Here is a 17,453-nt window from a genome sequence, read left to right on the forward strand (position 1 = left end):
TGAAGGATTGGTTAACGCGGCCTCACACGATCACCCCAACTCGCCAACTCGCCGCCATGACGAGTGAGTTCGCCGCAACTCGCCGTGTCAGTCGACCAACGGATCGCCCATCGGTACGCCCACCGGTACGCCCGTCGGCGCGCCCACCGGCCCGTCCTCCGGCTTCGGCGCCGCCCGCGGGGCACGCCGGAAGGCGGAGGTGCCGCGGGTCAGATCGTGCCCCACCGCCAGGGCGTCAATGTCGACGGACGTTCTGCGCTGCCCCTCCCGCTCCTCCTCACGCACCTTCAACCGGCCGTGCACCACGAGTGGTTCACCCACCGCCACCGACGCCGCCAGATTCGCCCCCAGCTGCCGCCACGCCCACACCGTGTAGAAGCTGGTGTGCCCGTCGGCCCACAGGCCCCGCTCCCGGTCCCAGCGGCGCGCGGTCACCGCGAACCGGAACCGCGCCACGCCGCCCGTCCCGGTCTCCCGGTAGTCCACCCCGGTCGCGACATTGCCCACCAGAGTCACCGTCGTGTCGTTCATTCCCCTGCCCCTCCCCGTGCCTTCCGAAGCTTGTTCTCCGATGGTGGACCGCTCGGCTCAATCCCGCAGAGGCCTGTGGAGAACCGAGCGGTTGGGGAAAACTTCGCCACCCATTCGGGCGATGGACGTTGACCGGTTCGAGGAATTCGGCAGGGGCTTCGGGCGGGTTTCGAGGGGGCAGGGCGCGCCTCAGCGTGTGGCGGAGACCGTCACGTACTGCTCGCGCACCTCCCGGTAGCGCATCAGCTCACCCGCGATCGGGTCGAGGACCCGGGCTCGCCCGCAGGCCGCGGCAGCCTCGCGCAGGCGCCGCTCGGCCTCCTGGCCGTAGCGCCGGGCGGGCCCCCGCGCCGCCGCCGCGCACCCCCACTCGACGAGCGGTCCCCCGACGATCCCGGAGGCCATCACGAGCACGGGCGGCAGCAGCACCGGGTCGAGAACGCCGATGATCTGGCCCACCAGCCATAGCGCGCCGAAGATCTGAAGGAGCGTCATGGCCGCCTGGGCCAGGACCGCGGCCGGCCACCAGGCGGGCCGCGGCGGCCGGCCTGCCGGTTCGGTGGCTGTCGCCGCGAGCTCGTCGAGGGCCTCCGGCAGCCCCTGCGAGCCCCGGACCGCCGCCTCGCGCACAGCCTGCGCCCAGGGCGCGGGAAGGCCGAGGGACGCCTCGTCGGCGACGACCCGGACCGCCTGCTCCACGCGCTGCCGGGCGGTCAGCTCCTCCTCCGCGGGCTCCTCGGGGCGCTCCGCGCCGCCGGGGGTGCGGGTGCGCTCGTACCAGCGCCACAGCCTCAGCCAGGGCGTCCCGCAGGCGCGGTTGGCGTTGCGCCGCCAGGCGCGTTCCGCGGCCTCCCCGGCGGCGGCCGCGCCAACCGCGACCGCGAGCCGGCTCGCGAAGTCGTCCCGGGAGCGCTCGTCGAGCCCGGGGCGTCCTTCGGCGACGTACACCGGCCGCAGCCGGGTGGCGGCCGCGTCGACGTCGGCGCTCAGGCGCTGGGCGGGGGCGCCGCGGCTCTGGACGAACGCGCCGAGGAGCTCGCGCAGTTCGCCGACGCCCTCACCGGTCAGGGCGGAGAGGGCGAGGACGGTGGCGCCGGGTTCGCCGTGTTCGCCGAGGGCCATGCCGTCCTCGTCGAGGAGGCGGCGCAGATCGTCCAGGACCTGGTCGGCGGCCTCGCCGGGCAGCCGGTCGATCTGGTTGAGGACGACGAAGGTGATCTCGGCGTGCCCGGCGAGCGGGCGCAGATAGCGCTCGTGCAGGGCGGCGTCGGCGTACTTCTCTGGGTCGACGACCCAGATCACCGCGTCGACCAGGGCGAGGATCCGGTCGACCTGGTCGCGGTGGTGGGTGACGGCGGAGTCGTGGTCGGGCAGGTCGACGAGGACGAGCCCCTGGAGGGCCTCGTCGCCCGCGCCGCCCGCCAGCGGCCTGCGGCGCAGCCGGCCGGGGATGGCGAGCCGGTCGAGCAGCCCGGCGGCGCCTTCGGACCAGCTCAGGGCGATGGGGGCGGAGGTGGTGGGGCGGCGCAGCCCGGTCTCGGCGATGGGGACGCCGGCGAGGGCGTTGAAGAGGGTGGATTTGCCGCTGCCGGTGGCTCCGGCGATGGCGACGACGGTGTGCCGGGCGGAGAGCCGCTGCCGGGCGGCGGCCTCGTCCAGGACCCGTCCGGCCTCGGCGAGGGTGGTGTCGTCGAGGCGGGTGCGGGAGAGGCCGACGAGTTCCTGGAGGGCGTCGAGGCGGATCCGCAGCGGCCCGCCGAAGGAGCCGCCGATGGGCAGCGGGTCGATCTCCTCGCCGCCGGGGGGTCCGGGCTCGGGGCCGGGCTGCGGGGCGGGCTTCTCGTTCGCCCGGCGGGCGATGAGCCCGTCGTCCCAGCGGTCGCTCCAGCGCTCGCTCACCGTACTCTCCACGGTCACCTCTCCTTCTGCAGCACGGACAACGCGGCGATCAGCTCGGCCTGCGGCTCGGGGGTCACATCGAGGGCGTAGAGCGGGGCGAGCCGCCGGTCCCGTTCGGTGTGCAGGACGCGGTCGAGGTACGAGGTCAGCAGGGCGCCGCCCTGGTCGCGCAGGCGCAGCGCGCCTTGGGCGCCGAGGAGTTCGGCGAGCCGGTCGCCGGCGCCGCGGGCGCGGCGGCCGCCGAGGAGGGCCGTGGCGAGCAGGGCGGCGACGGTGTCGGGTTCGGGGGCGGGGGTCTCGAGGGCTCGTACGGCCTCCTCGGCCCGTTCTTCCAGCTCGCGCCGCCAGCGGCGGACGTCCATGCCGATCCGCTCGGTGGCCTCCCGGTCGGCTGCGACGCCGGCTGTGCGCACGGCTGCGGAGGCGGGTTCGCGGCGCCAGGATTCCCGTACGGCCTCGTCGGCGGCGGCGACGGCGCACTGGAGGAGGGCGATCAGGGACTCGACAAGAGCGTCGAGGAGTTCGTCGGCGGTGCTGTCGCGGGGGTAGGTGCGCCAGCGGGTGCGGGCGTCGCCGGCGAGGACGGCGCCGCCCTTGACGCGGGCGCGGACCCGTTCGGCCTCCTGCTCGTAGGCGGTCTCCACGGCGCCGCTGAGCCGTACGGCGGCGGCGTACTGGGCGGCGACGGCGCCGGCGAGCTCGGGCATCCGGGCGTTGAGGGAGTCGATGACGCCGACGGCGGTGCGGACGACGGCCTGCTGGCGGGCGGCGGGGTCGGTGGCGCGGTGCCCGAGCCAGGCGCGGAGGGGGGCGACGGCGGTGTCGGGCAGCAGCCCGCTGCCGCCGCCCGTGGACTCGGGCAGCTCGGGGATGGTGAACCGGGGCACCTCACCGAGCCCGGCCTTGATCAGCAGGGCCGCGTACTGCCGGGAGACCTCCCCGACGACCTGGTGGGGGACGCGGTCGAGGACGGTGACGAGGGTGGCGTCGTACTCCTTGGCGGTACGCAGCAGGTGCCAGGGCACGGCGTCGGCGTACCGGGAGGCGGTGGTGACCATGACCCAGACGTCGGCGGCGCAGATCAACTCGGCGGCCAGCAGACGGTTCTCGACGACGAGAGAGTCGATGTCGGGGGCGTCGAGCAGGGCGAGGCCGCGCGGCAGGGAGGTGGCGGTCTCGATCCGCAGGGTCCCCGCGGCGGGCGGCTCGGGGTCTCCGGCGGCGTCGGTCTCGTCCTGCTGGGGCAGCCAGACGCGGGTGAGCTGGGGCAGGACCCGCATACCGGCGAACCAATGGTGGTCGTCGGGGTGGCAGACGAGGACGGGCGTGCGGGTGGTGGGCCTGAGGACCCCGGCCTCACTGACGCGCCGCCCCACCAGGGAGTTGACGAGCGTCGACTTCCCGGCCCCGGTGGAGCCGCCGACGACGGCGAGCAGCGGCGCTTCGGGGTCTTTGAGCCGGGGCACCAGATAGTCGTCGAGCTGCGCGAGCAGTTCGGCGCGGGTCTGCCGGGCGCGTGGCACTCCGGGAAGGGGAAGAGGGAGACGCACGGCGGCGACACGGTCGCGCAGGGCGGAGAGTGCGTCGAGAAGCTGAGGCCGTACGTCCATGGTCACCACATGCGAAGAATGCCCAACTTTGGCGCCTTTTTGAAGCGTATAGCCTTCCCTGCGCGCCGATCGGACACTTGGGATATCAGGGACGAGTGGGCCTCAGGCATAACGAGTACACAACACCCGAGCCGTGAGGCGTGAAAAACACTGCGGGAATCGCACCTGCCTGCGATTATCGTTCCGCTTCACCGAACCTCCACATCGTGCCACGCAGGTGAAGCAGCCGGGCCGAGGTGATCGGAGCCCTATCCTTGTCCCGGCAAGGTCACGGACCACCCAACGGGGCTCCAGGCCACCACGGCCGCGATCCGGCCCCCGTAGCTCAGTGGATAGAGCAGGCGCCTTCTAAGCGCTTGGCCGCAGGTTCGAGTCCTGCCGGGGGCGCACAAGCGAGACCCTCCCTTTCGGGAGGGTCTTTTTGCTGGTCAGGGCCTTTTCCGCCCGTCGGTGAAAGCGGCAGGGGCTCAGGCGCGGCGGGAGCGGAGTAGGGGGCGGCGGAGGCGGGAGGGTGCGGGGAGGGCGCCCGGGAGGGAGAGATTGTGGAGGCGGGGGGAGGGGAAGTAGCGGGGGTTCGGCGGGAACGTCGTCAGTAGGGACTCCGTCTCCGGGCGCAATGACGGGTGGATCTTGGGCTGCATGCAGAAGCCGACCGCGCGAACCAGAGGCGGCAGTGTGGGCGGGGCGGCGCCGGGGACCGTCGGGGTGGCGGGGCCTTCGAGGGCCGGGACGAGGTGGTCCACGATCGTCAGCGGCATGCGGTTGCTGTTCTCGTACGGGGTGAGCCGGTCCAGGACCAGATCCGTGCCCACGCGCGCGATGGGGATGCCGTAGAGGACGGCCGCCGTGAGCATCGCCGTGGAGAAGCAGCCCACCACCAGCCGCGGGCGGCAGCGCTCGTAGAAGGTCTCCGCGAGCAGCGGGCCGTCCAGGACCGTCAGCTCCACGCCGGCCGCCGTCGCCTCCTCGTGCAGCGCCGTCGAGTAGCGGGCCGGGGCCGTCGGGTGCGGTTTGAAGACGATCGAGCGGTGGCCGGCCGCCGCCGCGCCGCGGAGCATGCGGACGTGCAGGGCCTCCTCCTCGTCGGGGGTGAGGATGCCCAGCGCGGCGAGGTACTGGCCGAGCAGCAGCGCGCTCGGGGCGGCCTCGGCCGCTGCCGTCAACACCGGGTCCGTGGCCGCCGATTCGGCGATCTCGGACAGCAACGCGCGGAACGCGTCGTCCGGTACGAGCTCCGGCTCCACCCCGTACTCGGACAGCAGCAGCGGCCGCAGGCCCGGCACCAGGTCGAGATGGAGCAGCCGACGCACCCGGCAGCCGATCGTCTGGGGCAGTTCGCCGCGGGTCGGGCCGTAGCTCATGAGGCCGTCGGCGTACACGTCGAGCACGCTCTCGGCGAAGATCGCGGCAAGCGCCTTGGCGGGGTTGACCTGGATGGACTCGACGACCAGCTCGACCGGGGCGGCGCCGATCCCCCACGCCGAGCGGAACATCCGCTGCCACACCGGTACTTCCTCCGGGCGCGGCGCCCATGTGCCGGGGTGGTGGGGGCGGATGACGTCGTTCCAGTCGACGACCTCGTCGAACCGGGCGGCGATCCGGTCGTAGCCGGTCATCTCCTCAAGCCGCAGCGCCGTCTCCGGGATCTCGGCGTTGTGCGACAGGAGCAGCAGGCGCCGGGCGTCGTCGGACGCGCCGAACTGACCGGCGTCCAGGGCCGCCGCCACCGTCGCCGCCCCGTACAGCGTCGAGACCTGGAAGATCTGCACACGAGCATGCATACTCAGGCGGCCTTTCGCGTCTCGCGCAGCCGCCGGAGCAGCGTGCTGCGGGCGGTGTCCATCGTCGCCAGCGTCTCGTCGAGGACCTGCTGCGGCATCCGCCGCAGCGCGTCGCCCACATCGCGCCGCAGCCGCTTCGCCACGGCCGGCTCGTACTGGTCCGCCTTGTTCATATGGAAAGCGATCATGGCGCAGTACGTCCGTACCGCCTTCGGCAGAAAACGGTCCGCCTCGGCGTCCTCGGCCACCTCTCGCAGCAAAAGGTCGTACGACGGAATGAAGTCCAGCTGGCGATTGTCGGAGATCTGGGTCAGCGAGGTGGTGACCCCGCGCCGGTAGAACACGCCGTGCAGCGCGAGCGCCGCGTACGACGAGGCTTTCAGATGCAACCGCCAGAGCCAGAGCCGGTCTTCGGCCGTGCGCAGTTTCGTCTCGAACCGTGAGGCGCCGTCGGCGAACAGCCGCGCGCTGTAGATCCCGAACGGGACGAAGGGATAGTCCACCATCGTCACCATGTGCGCCGGGGCGATTCCGTCCCGGGGGTCCATCACCGTGTCGCGCCGCTTGGCCGGGGCGTAACGGATCGAGCGGGACGTGCCGTTCGACTGAACATGGTCGGTACGGGCGAAGTCGCAGCCCAGCGCCTCGATGCCGCGCACCAGCGCGCGCAGGTGACCGGGCGCGTACCAGTCGTCGCCGTCCAGGAACGTCACGTACTCCCCGCTCGCCGCGTCGATCCCGGTGTTACGCGCCTGGGCCACGCCCTGGTTCGTCGCGTGCCGGATCACCCGGGCGCCCGGAATCCGGTCCTTCCAGTGGTCGAGGACGTCCGGCGTGGCGTCGGTCGAACAGTCGTCGACCAGAAGGAATTCGAACTCCGGATCCGCGTTGTTGGCGAGACTGCGCAGGGTGTCGGGAGCGTACGCGCCGACATTGTGGAGCGGTACGACGACGGACAATTTCGGCACACGGAATCCAAACACTTGAACGCCAGTACGGAGGGCACGGTACCGGCGCCGATAAACGGGCGGACGATACGCGTTTGCACGTCAGGTGAATTCTTTCCGCCCGTTTTCGGGAGGCACCGCGGTGTTCGCCGGACGCGGTCGGTGGTGCCAGGCGAGGGCGAGCAGGGCGGCCAGCGCGACGCCGCCGATCCCGGCACCGAGCCGCAGCCCCGGCGGCCGGAATGAGCAGCTGATCGTGGTCGCCGTGCCGTCCAGCGGTACGGCCAGCAGACCGAGGTGGCGCCGGGCGGGCGCGGGGGCCTGATCGCCCGCGGAGCAGGTCCAGCCGGAGATCCGGGGGACGGCGACGACTGCGGTTCCGGTGCTGCCCGCCGGAAGTGTCGCGGAGAGGGTGTGGCCGGAGGCCTCCACCCTCGTCGCGCCGAACGCCGTCAACTGCCGTACGGCCGCGTCCAGTCGCTCCGGGACGAGGCAGCCGACCGGGCGGCGGGGCAGGGCCGGGCGGGCATCCGGGGAGTGCAGGGCGATCCGTACCTCGCCGGACGCCGGGACCGTGCCGAGCCGCCGCATCGGGGCCCGTACGGCCGGGAGCTTGCCCGCGAAGGCCACCGGGCGGGCGTCGGCCAGCGTGGCGGTGCCCTTGTAGCCGGGCGCCCAGAAGTAGACCTCGGCGCCGGCGGGGCAGGCCGCGGTCAGCGTCCGCGGCCCTGTCGGCCCCGGTGTCGGACCCGGTGTCGGACCCGGTGTCGGCACCTCGTACACCCGCGCGCCGAGGAGCAGCTCCTGGTTGACGAAGGCGTTGTCCCCGAAGCGGGCCCCCTTGCTGCCCGTGTCGGGCAGGCGCAGGGCCGGGCGGACGGTCACCAGGGGCGGCACCGGGCGGTGGGTGGCGGTGATCGCGGCCCGTGGTGGGGCGTCCAGCCGTACCGGCGCCGAGGGCGTGGCCCGCATCCGCGTACCGACCGAGAAGATCGCGTCTGTCACGGGGTTGTCGAGGCTGACCACATGCCGTCCCTTGGCGTAGTGGCCGAAACCCAGCGAGGAGAGCGTGCCGGAGTAGATCTCCGCGGTGAGGCTGCTGTAGTAATCGGCGCCCTGTCCGCCGGCGATCATCGAGTCGTTGCCGCCCGGTACGCCGCCGTCGGCCCCGCCCGGATCCGTGCGGTGGCGCGGCCAGGCGTCCTCTCGGGCGGTCGCCCGCGCCATGTCCTCGTGCCAGGGCCCCAGCGGGGGCGCCCAGGACACCTGCGCCAGCTGCCGCCGCTCGATGCGTGACCCGCCGAGGGCGCCCTCCGCCACCTGCGCGGCGACGAGCAGCACGACCGCCACGACCGGGAGGACCCGGGAGTCGGGTGCGTACCGCCTGCCCCCTACGACCGCGGTGGCGGCGACGGCGCCGACCGCCAGGGCCGCGCCCAGCACCGGGTAGCTCCACCGGTCGACGACCGTGCTCCCGCGCGCCGAGAACGCCATCACGGCGAGGAGCCCGCCCGCCGCGAGCAGCGCGGGCGGACGGGGCAGCCCCTCGGCCGTGGACAGCCAGGCCGCGATCAGGAGCAGCCCGCAGAGTACGAACGCCTGGCGGTAGGGGATGCCGTTGGGGGAGGCGCCGGCGTGCCACAGGAGGTGGGCCGGTTCCCACTGGGTGGAGAGCGCGACCAGGCAGATCGCGGCCGTCCACACGAGCCGGGTGCGGGGCGTGAGCGCGCGGTTGAAGGGCAGCGTCAGGGCGAGCAGCAGGGCGAGGGTGCCGATGTGCAGCGCGGGCGACGCCACGCTCGCCGTCCCCGGCAGCAGCCGCGCGAACACCTCCGTCCACTCGACGGCGGCGAACGTCACCGCGGGCGTCGGATCCGCGACGCGGGTCGCTGCGTGCACGACGACGAACACGGGCGCGGCGAGCCCGATCCCGATGCCCACGGTCCGTACGGCCCGCATCAGCCCGGCGGCCTTGCCGGGGCGGGGGCGGGGGCGGGGCCCAGCCGCGCCGTACGGGCGGGGTCGGGTCTCGCCTTCCTCCGTCGTCAGCAGGCGCACCGCCAGGACGATCGCCGCCCCGATCGTCGCCATGTACGCCGTGTAGAAGTTCGCGATCCACGCCAGCGCCACCACCAGCGGGCCGAGGACCGGGCGGCGGCCGGTGCGGGACCATTCGGCGACCAGGCAGAGGAGGGGGAAGGCGACCAGGCCGTCCAGCCACATCGGGACGTACGCGCCGTAGTTGAACGTCCAGCCCGACAGGGCGTACGCCGCGCCGAGCACCGCCGCCACCGGCCAGGGGCCCCGGCGCAGGGTCAGCAGGGCCGTGGCCATCGCCGCGCCGGCCGCCGTCACCTTGGCGGCGGTGATGACGTACAGGGCCAGTTCCAGGCGGTCCGCTGGGAAGGCCACCACCAGCAGGTCGAAGGGGCTGCTCAGATACGTGCCGACGTCGCCGAGGAAGTTCGAGCCGTAGCCGGTCGTCCAGTTCAGGAACAGATCGCCGTCAGCCCGGCCGAGCAGCAGGTCGCGCCAGTAGGCGTGGTACGGCAGGTACTGGTTGCCGAGATCGACGATGTTGCGGGTCGTCGGCCCGAAGGGATGGCTGCCGGCCAGGACTCCGCCGAGGCAGAAGACGACACAGGACAGCACGGCGGCGCCGACCGCCGCCCTCAGCCGGGGGCGGCGCGGGCGCGGCCGGTGGTGCGGCGCGCGCTCGTCCTCGGCCGGCACGGCCTCGGTGGTAAGGAGCACGGAGGCCATGCCACTCCAGGCACACGACCCGCGTCCGATCACGGGACGGAGACCGGGCGCACCCGGGGTGAATTCCGGGTGACGCGGGCGAGCCCCGGCGGGCTGCGCCCCGGCGGCGCGACACGGGCGCGAAAGGCTGGGGGTTGGCCGCCGCCCCACGTACTACTGGTCCCTCACGTGCCGTCATGGACCGCTACGTCAGGGACTGCGAGGACTTCTCATGACTTCGTCAGATGTGTTCCGTTTCCGGCCGAGCCGCCGCTCGCTCCTCACCGGCGCGTTCGCCGTGGGCGCCGCCGGGTTGCTCCCCCTCGGGGCGGCGGGCTCCGCCCGGGCCGACGCCGGGCCGGACATCCTCGGCTGCGCCGGGTGGGGGGCACGCCCGTCGCGCAGCCCCGTCCGTCTCCTCGCCACCGCCCCGCACAAGATCATCGTTCATCACACCTCCACCCCGAACACCACCGATCTCTCGCGAGCGGCGGCGATCGACCTGGCGCACATCATGCAGAACGACCAGATGGACGTGCGCGGCTGGATCGACACCGGGCAGCACTTCACCATCAGCCGGGGCGCGTACATCCTCGAAGGCCGCCACGAAAGCCTCGCCGCGCTCCAGGGCGGCACCCGCCAGGTCGAGTCGGCGCACGCGTACGGCCAGAACCAGGTCGCCGTCGGCATCGAGAACGAGGGCACGTACATGCGGGTCGACCAGCCCGGCGCACAGTACGCCGCGCTGCTCGAACTCTGTACGCACATCTGCCGGCAGTACGGCCTGCGCGCCTACCAGATCTACGGGCACCGCGACTTCAACGCCACCGACTGCCCCGGCGACCGGCTCTACGCCATGCTGCCCCAGCTGCGCAGGGAGGTGGCGGCGCGGCTCGGCGGCGACCCGACGGCGCCGGTGTGGCCGATCGTCCGTAGCGGCGACTCCGGGCGGCAGGTCGTGGCGTTGCAGCATCTGCTGGTGCGGTACGGGCAGCCGGTCACGGTCGACGGTACGTTCGGCGCGGCCACGGAAGCGGCCGTACGAGAGGTCCAGACGGTGAACCACGCGACCAAGGACGGGATCGCGGGGAACCAGGTCTGGCACCAGCTCGTGGTGCCCGTACGCCTCGGCGACATGGGCGTGGCCGTGTCGGCCCTCCAGACCCTGCTGGCCACGGGCGGTGTCCCGACGGCGGTCGACGGCGTCTTCGGCCCGGCCACGGAGACCTCGGTCACGGGCTTCCAGTCGGCGCGGCAGCTGCCCGCGGACGGGGTGGCCGATGCGCGGACGTGGGGGCGGCTGCTGGAGTGACGCGGATGTCCCGCGGCGAGGACGATGGCACACTGACCGCCCGTTCGTCCGTCGGCGGTCATCCGTCGACGGACATCCGACAGCCGACATCTGACTTCTGTCAGCTGTCATCTGTCAGCCGTCATCTGCCATCCGTCACCTGCCATCCGCCGCCCCGAGGAGCCCGTCGTGCCGATGATCCGTAACCTCCGGCGTGTCGTGCGTCGCGCCTACCGCCGCACCGTCGACCTGAGTCACCCCGCCCGCTCTCCGCTGGGCAGCTCGGTGGTCAACTGCGTGGTGTACGACGACGGTCTGCGGCTGACCGGGTCCTGCGGCGCGGAGGAGGCGGTGCGCAAGGCGCGTAAGTCGGACGGCGGGTTCGTCTGGATCGGGTTGCACGAGCCGTCGGCGCAGGAGTTCGCGGGGCTGGCCGAGCTGTTCGGGCTGCATCCGGTCGCGGTGGAGGACGCCGTGCAGGCGCATCAGCGGCCGAAGGTGGTGCGGTACGACGAGACGCTGTTCGCGGTGTTCAAGACGGTCCGGTACGTGGAGCACGAGGAGCTCACCGCGACGAGTGAGGTGGTGGAGACCGGGGAGCTGATGGTGTTCACCGGGCCGGATTTCGTGATCACGGTGCGGCATGGGCGGCATGGTTCGCTGGGGCCGTTGCGGGAGGCGCTGGAGGCGGTGCCGGAGCAGTTGGCCAAGGGGCCGGCGGCGGTACTGCACGCGATAGTGGATCACGTGGTGGACGATTATCTGGCGGTGGCCGATGCCGTGCAGGACGATCTGGACGCGGTGGAGACCGCGGTGTTCAGTGAGCATGCGAGCCGGGGTGACGCGGGGCGGGTCTATCAGCTGAAGCGGGAGTTGCTGGAGCTGCGGCGGGCGGTGGCTCCGCTGGACCGGCCGTTGCAGACGCTGGCGTCGGGGACGGGGCTGGTGGGCCCGGACATGCAGCCGTACTTCCGGGACGTGGCGGATCACCTGTCGCGGGTGAGCGAGCAGATCACGGCGTTCGACGCGCTGCTCGACTCGATCCTGCAGGCGCATCTGGCGCAGGTGACGGTGGCGCAGAACGAGGACATGCGCAAGATCACGGCGTGGGCGGCGATCGTCGCCGTGCCGACGATGGTGTGTGGGGTGTACGGGATGAACTTCGACTACATGCCGGAGCTGCGCTGGACGTTCGGGTATCCGCTGGTGGTGGGGTCGACGCTGGTGGTGTGTTTGGTGGTGCATCGGATGTTCCGGCGCAACGGATGGCTCTGAGCCAGTCGTTGGCGCGTTCGGAGGTCTGGCCGGTGCCGTGGTGTGAGGTGGTGGCGCACCCCCCTACCCCTGCCCCACCTGGGGGGAGGATGGGCGATTACTGAGGGGTGGCATCGCAGGGCTGGTGTGATTACCAGCCATCCCTAGTCTCATTTCCCGTGATCTCGAACCGATTTCCGTGCGAGGCGCGGAACCAGGCGAGCCAGGGGGGAATTGTGGGACTCGTGGAGCGGACCGGTCATACGGAATTGCTCGACCGTCTGTTGGCGGATTGTGTGGCGCGTAAGGGAAGTGCCGTGGCTCTGGACGGTCCGGGGCCGAACGGGAAGACGGAGCTGCTGCACTATGCGATCGCACAGGCGGAGACGGCTGGTGTGCGGGTGCTGCGGGCGGTCGGTGCGCGGGCGGAACGTGCCCTGGGGTTCGGGGTCCTGAGTCAGCTGTTCCATGGGGCTTCGCTGCCGTCTGAGGTGGCTCGGGAGGCGGAGGCCTGGCTGGAGGAGGGGGCTGGGGCGCTCGCGGCCGGTGAGGGTGCGGGGGATGTGCCGGGGCCGGGTCTGGTGCGGGTGCTGGACCGGCTGTGCCGGGTGCTGTTGGAACTGGCGGCGGCGGAGCCGCTGTTGATCGCGGTGGATGACATCCATCACGCGGATGCGGCGACGCTGCACTGTCTGCTGCATCTGGTGCGGCGGATCGGGCCGGTGCCGGTCGTGCTGGTGCTCGCCGACGACACCAGCACGCGTCCGGAGCTGCCGCTGTTCCGGGCGGAGTTGCAGCGTCGCCCGTACTGCCACCGGCTGCGGGTGGAGCCGCTGTCGATGGAGGGTGTACGGGAGTTGCTGGCGGGGCGGCTCGGGGAGGAGCGGGCGGCGGCGCTGGCGCCGGAGTTCCATGCGGTGTCGGGTGGCAATGCGCTGCTGTTGTCGGCGCTGGTGGCGGATCATCTGGAGTGTGGGGGGATCCGGCCGCAGGGGTACGGGCTTGCGTTCGTGGGTCATCTGGACCGTGGGGATGCGAGGGCGCTGGCGGTGGTGCGTGCGCTGGCGGTGCTGGGTGGTGGCTCGGAGGGGGGCGCGGTCGACGAGGCCGAGCTGGCGGAGCTGTCGGGGGTGCCGGCGGTGGAGGTGGCGGCGGTGCGTGCCGCGATGAACGGGGCGGGGCTGCTGGAGGGTGGCTGGTTCCGTTCGGAGGTGGCGCGGCTGGCGGTGCTGGAGGCGTTGTCGCGTACGGAGCGGGATGCGTTGCAGTTGGCCGCGGCGCGGATGCTGCATGGGCATGGGGCGCCGGTGCAGCGGGTCGCGGGGCATCTGGTGGAGGCGCAGTCGGCGCCGGGTGTGTGGGCGGTGGAGGCGTTGCGGGAGGCGGCGGAGCGGGCTCTGCTGGCGGACCGGCGGGGTGTGGCTCTGGGGTGCCTGGAGCTGGCGCATCGTTTCTGCGAGGACGAGTCGGGGCGTACGGCGGTGTTGGCGCGGCTGCTGCATGTGGAGTGGCTGGCGAATCCGGCGGCGGCGGGTCGTCATCTGGGGACGTTGACGGCGGCGGCTGCGGCGGGTCGGCTGGGGCAGCAGGAGCGGGTGTCGTTGGTGCGGCGGCTGTTGTGGCACGGCCGGACGGAGGAGGCGGCGCGGTTGTTGCAGCGGCTGCGGGCCAGTGGCCGGGTGCCGGTGGCGGGTGGTTCCACGGAGCTGCCGGACTTCGAGCACTGGGTGGCGTGGACGCATCCGTCGCTGGCGCTGGAGAGCCGTCCGCAGGCGGCGCCGGTGGCGGAGGGTGCCTTGGCGGGGGCGGGTTTCCCGGCGCGTACGGGGCCGTTGCTGCGGGCGACGGGGCTGTTGGCGGACGCGTTGACGCGGGGGCGGGCGCATGAGGCGGCGGAGCGTGCGGAGTGGCTGCTGGCCGATCTGGACCGGGCGCGGGGTGACGAGTGGTCGGACGAGGCGGCGTTGACGGCGTTGTCGGTTTTGACGGCGGCGGGTCGTCCGGCGGATGCGCTGGCTTGGTGTGAGCGGTTGACGTCGAAGGATGTGCATCAGCTGCCGGCGACGCTGCGGGCGTTCCTGGCGGCGGCGCGGGCGGAGGCGGCGCTGCGGACGGGTGAGTTGACGACGGCTCTGGCGCAGGCGCGGTTGGCGTTGACGGTGTTGCCGGCGAAGGCGTGGGGTACGGCGGTGGGGTTGCCGCTGGGTACGTTGATCGTGGCGGCGACGCGGACGGGTGATCACGCGGAGGTGGCGCGTCGGCTGACGCAGTCGGTGCCGGAGGCGATGTTCGAGACGCGGCACGGTCTGACGTATCTGCATGCGCGGGGTCAGTATCAGCTGGCGACGAACCACTGCCATGCGGCGCTGGCGGATTTCCTGGCGTGTGGTGAGCGGATGCGTGCGTGGGGTCTGGATGTGCCGGGGCTGCCGGCGTGGCGGATCGGGGCGGCGGAGGCGTGGCTGCGGCTGGGGAACGCGGATCAGGCGAAGAAGCTGGCGTACGAGCAGTTGGGCCGGCCGGAGGCGGCGGGGCCGTATGTGCGGGGTCTTGCGCTGCGGTTGATGGCGGCGTCGGGGCCGGTGAAGCGGCGGCCGCAGTTGCTGGCGGAGGCGCTGGATCTGTTCGAGGAGTGCGGGGATCGCTATGAGCAGGCTCGGGTGCTGGCGGATTTGAGTCATGCGCATTACGCGGTGCGGGACAGTCGTCGGGCGCGGATGTTGTTCCGGCGGGCGCGGCACATGGCGCGGCTGTGTGAGGCGGGGCCGCTGGCGGCGGAGTTGATGTCGGCGCCGGAGGAGTTGGGTGGTGACGCCGGGGTGAAGGAGTCGGCGGATGGTTCGGTGCTGACGGAGTCGGAGCGCCGGGTGGCGGCGTTGGCGGTGCGTGGGTACACGAACCGGGAGATCGCGACGAAGTTGTACGTGACGCCGAGCACGGTGGAGCAGCATCTGACGCGTACGTACCGGAAGCTCGGCATCAAGCACCGGAGGGAGCTGCCGGCGGGTCTGGGTACGGAGGCGGGCAGTGGACGGGCCGCGTGAGGGGGCGTCGTCCGCGGTTGAGGTGATCATCTTGCGCCCGTCCAGCGTCGATATCAGACCGTGCAGTTGGTACGTTTCCTGGGTGGGGCGGGAGGGGGTACGGCAGGTGTGCAGTCGGCCTCCTGGGGTCGACCGGCCCCGCGTAACCCCTCCTCTACCAGGCAGTTCACCTTCCAGCACGGAGGATGGAGGGGCCTGAACGGGAGGACGGACAGCTCGGAAGGCAAGGCCTACTTGGTCAGATCGATTGCGAAATCGGAGCTCAATCACCTCTGACACATTGACAAAAAGACCGGGCGGTTGGTTTCCTATGGGTATGCAGTTGCTGTTGTCCTGCCAGCCCAGCCAGCCCAGCCAGAGACGGTGGTCACGGTGAAGTTCGGAATCCTCGGTCCGGTCGAAGTCATCAGCGGCGGTCAGCCCTTGGCGCTGGGCGGACTCGTCCAGCGCGCGGCGCTCGGCTATCTGCTGCTGCACTGCAACAAGGTCGTCGCCACCAGCGCGCTGGTGCGCGCCGTGTGGGGCCATGACGCGCCGCCCACGGCCCGCAAGATGGTCCAGAACGCGGTCTCGCGGCTGCGCCGCACCCTCGCCGAGGGCGACGGCGAGGGGCAGGTCGAGCTCGTCACCTGCTCGCCGGGCTATCTGCTGCGGGTCGACCCGGACGCGGTCGACGTGCACCGTTTCCGCGCTCTGGCCGAGCGGGGCCGCGCGGAGCTGTCCCAGGGGCGCGCCGAGCGCGCGGCGGCCACGCTCGGCGAGGCGCTGGCGCAGTGGCGCGGTCCGGCGCTCTCGGACCTCACCGAGACCGGGATCGACTGGCCGCAGACCGCTCTGCTTGAGAACGAGCGGCTGGCGGCGTTCGAGGACAGCGCGGAGGCGGGCCTGGCGCTCGGCCGGCATTTCGAGATCGTGCGGGAGCTGGAGGCGATGACGGAGGCGGAGCCGGCGCGGGAGCGGCTGTGCGGTCAGCTGATGCTGGCGCTGTACCGCTGCCACCGGCAGCGTGAGGCGCTCGCCGCGTACCAGCGGACCCGGATGGCGCTCGTGGAGACCTTCGGGCTCGACCCCGGGCGGGAGCTTCAGTCCCTGGAGATGAAGATCCTCCAGCATGACGAGTCGCTCGCCGTTCCGGGCCGCCCGCACGCCGCCCCGGTCCTGGCCCCGGCGCCTGTCCTGGCTCCGGCGCCTGTCCTTTCTCCCGTGCCCGGGCCGGCTCCGGCGCCTGCTCCGGTCGCGGCGGTGGCGGCGGTCCCCGCCGGGCCGCGGTCGCGCGGCGACGTCTTCTCCTCCCCCGGTGGCGCGGTGAGTCCGCACGCCCGTACGGCCGCGCGAGCCCGTGGTGAGGAGCTGGCCATGGCCCACCGCTGGCGGGGCGCGGACCCGCTGTGGGCGTCGCTGTGGTGAAGCGCGCCGCTCGCGTCGCCCAGGTCGCTCAGGTCCCTCGCGTCGCTCACGGCGTGCGGGCGAGCAGGAGTGCGCCGCGCAGGGAGGAGAGGCCGGCGAGCCGGGCCGGGTGGACCGGGGGCGGGGTCCAGGCCGGGCGGGCGAGGCGGGTGACCTCCTGGGCGACCGTTTCGACGAAGCCGGGGACGCCCGCGGCGAAGCCGCCCCCAACGACGATCCGTTGGGGGTGGACCAGTTCCGCCAGGCTCACGGCCGCCGCGGCCAGCGCGGCGCAGCTCTCGCCCACGGCGTCGACGGCCCAGCGCTCCCCCGCGGCGAAGGCGTCCCGCAGGGCCGTGAACTCGACCGTTTCCCCGCGCAGTTCGGCTGCCCGGCGCAGGGTCGCGGGGCCCGAAGCCACCGACTGGACGCAGCCGCGCCGCCCGCAGTCGCACAGGTCGCCCGCGCGCCGGTCCACGACCATGTGGCCCACCTCGCACGAGCCGCGGTGCGCGCCGGGGACGAGGTGGCCGTCGAGGACGATGCCGCCGCCGATGCCGGTGCCGACGCCCAGGTAGACCAGGTCACCGCAGTCGGCCGCGTCCGCCTCGGCGAGCGCCGCGAGGTCGCCGTCGTCGGCGCAGCGGACCTCGGCGCCCGGCAGCAGCGCCGCCAACTCGGCCCGTAGGTCGACTCCTTGCCAGAACGGCCGGCCCGGCCAGGTCAGCACCCGCCCGTCGGGGGCGAGGGTGGCGGGCATCGCCACGCCGACCGCTTCGACCGGACGGGCCAGGCGTGAGCGCAGGGCCTGGGTGTGCTCGGCGAGCGCGGCGAGATCGTCGCGTACGCAACGGGTCCTGGGCCAGCGGAACGACGACTCCGTCTCTTCACCGATTCCGGCGGAATTCTCCGTACGGAACGCGACCTTGGTGCCGCCGACGTCAATTCCGAGATGGCTCATGGATTCT

The 17,453-nt window shown here is 72.7% G+C and carries 11 protein-coding genes and 1 tRNA gene; 5 read left to right on the forward strand and 7 right to left on the reverse strand.

Going from position 1 to position 17,453, the window contains the following annotated elements:
* Nucleotides 1–87: 87 nt before the first annotated feature.
* From ACZ7LT_RS04535 to ACZ7LT_RS04545, 3 genes are all read right to left on the reverse strand, one after another.
* Nucleotides 88–531: a single-stranded DNA-binding protein gene (locus ACZ7LT_RS04535; RefSeq protein WP_471234155.1), complete on the reverse strand. Its 444-nt coding sequence runs from the start codon at nt 529–531 to the stop codon at nt 88–90.
* A gap of 189 nt (nt 532–720) precedes the next feature.
* A complete protein-coding gene (locus ACZ7LT_RS04540) occupies nt 721–2,448 on the reverse strand; it encodes a YfjP family GTPase (RefSeq protein ID WP_471234158.1) in 1,728 nt (575 codons plus the stop codon).
* Entirely contained in the window at nt 2,445–4,040 is a 1,596-nt protein-coding gene (locus ACZ7LT_RS04545) for a dynamin family protein (protein ID WP_471234161.1), read from the reverse strand. The genes ACZ7LT_RS04540 and ACZ7LT_RS04545 overlap by 4 nt, the downstream gene beginning before the upstream one ends.
* A 314-nt stretch (nt 4,041–4,354) precedes the next feature.
* On the opposite strand from ACZ7LT_RS04545, the gene ACZ7LT_RS04550 reads away from it, so the two are divergent.
* Nucleotides 4,355–4,427 (forward strand) — tRNA-Arg (locus tag ACZ7LT_RS04550).
* Nucleotides 4,428–4,507: 80 nt separating this feature from the next.
* Here the strand turns inward: ACZ7LT_RS04550 and ACZ7LT_RS04555 are convergent.
* The 3 genes from ACZ7LT_RS04555 to ACZ7LT_RS04565 all read right to left on the reverse strand — a co-directional run bounded on the left by ACZ7LT_RS04555 (nt 4,508) and on the right by ACZ7LT_RS04565 (nt 9,531).
* Nucleotides 4,508–5,821, reverse strand: coding sequence for a polysialyltransferase family glycosyltransferase (locus ACZ7LT_RS04555; protein WP_471234165.1), 1,314 nt, complete (start codon nt 5,819–5,821; stop codon nt 4,508–4,510).
* Between the two features lie 2 nt (nt 5,822–5,823).
* Nucleotides 5,824–6,789: a glycosyltransferase family 2 protein gene (locus ACZ7LT_RS04560; protein ID WP_471234168.1), complete on the reverse strand. Its 966-nt coding sequence runs from the start codon at nt 6,787–6,789 to the stop codon at nt 5,824–5,826.
* 81 nt (nt 6,790–6,870) lie between these two features.
* On the reverse strand, nt 6,871–9,531 hold the full coding sequence (locus tag ACZ7LT_RS04565; RefSeq protein WP_471234170.1) for a YfhO family protein: 2,661 nt from the start codon (nt 9,529–9,531) through the stop codon (nt 6,871–6,873).
* A 211-nt stretch (nt 9,532–9,742) separates the two neighbouring features.
* Here ACZ7LT_RS04565 and ACZ7LT_RS04570 point away from each other — a divergent pair, with 211 nt between their 5' ends.
* The 4 genes from ACZ7LT_RS04570 to ACZ7LT_RS04585 all read left to right on the forward strand — a co-directional run bounded on the left by ACZ7LT_RS04570 (nt 9,743) and on the right by ACZ7LT_RS04585 (nt 16,506).
* Nucleotides 9,743–10,822 (forward strand): peptidoglycan recognition protein family protein, encoded by a 1,080-nt coding sequence (locus ACZ7LT_RS04570; protein ID WP_471234172.1) that lies wholly within the window; start codon nt 9,743–9,745, stop codon nt 10,820–10,822.
* Between the two features lie 174 nt (nt 10,823–10,996).
* A complete protein-coding gene (locus ACZ7LT_RS04575; RefSeq protein ID WP_471234788.1) occupies nt 10,997–12,076 on the forward strand; it encodes a magnesium and cobalt transport protein CorA in 1,080 nt (359 codons plus the stop codon).
* Nucleotides 12,077–12,300: 224 nt separating this feature from the next.
* Nucleotides 12,301–15,099 carry a helix-turn-helix transcriptional regulator gene (locus ACZ7LT_RS04580; RefSeq protein ID WP_471234789.1) on the forward strand — a complete coding sequence of 933 codons (2,799 nt, stop codon included), beginning with the start codon at nt 12,301–12,303 and terminating at the stop codon, nt 15,097–15,099.
* Between the two features lie 372 nt (nt 15,100–15,471).
* On the forward strand, nt 15,472–16,506 hold the full coding sequence (locus ACZ7LT_RS04585) for an AfsR/SARP family transcriptional regulator (RefSeq protein ID WP_471234174.1): 1,035 nt from the start codon (nt 15,472–15,474) through the stop codon (nt 16,504–16,506).
* 46 nt (nt 16,507–16,552) lie between these two features.
* Here the strand turns inward: ACZ7LT_RS04585 and ACZ7LT_RS04590 are convergent, their stop codons facing one another.
* Nucleotides 16,553–17,446: an ROK family protein gene (locus tag ACZ7LT_RS04590; RefSeq protein ID WP_471234177.1), complete on the reverse strand. Its 894-nt coding sequence runs from the start codon at nt 17,444–17,446 to the stop codon at nt 16,553–16,555.
* Nucleotides 17,447–17,453 lie beyond the last annotated feature (7 nt).

It is taken from the genome of Streptomyces sp. NPDC039465, assembly GCF_055639315.1.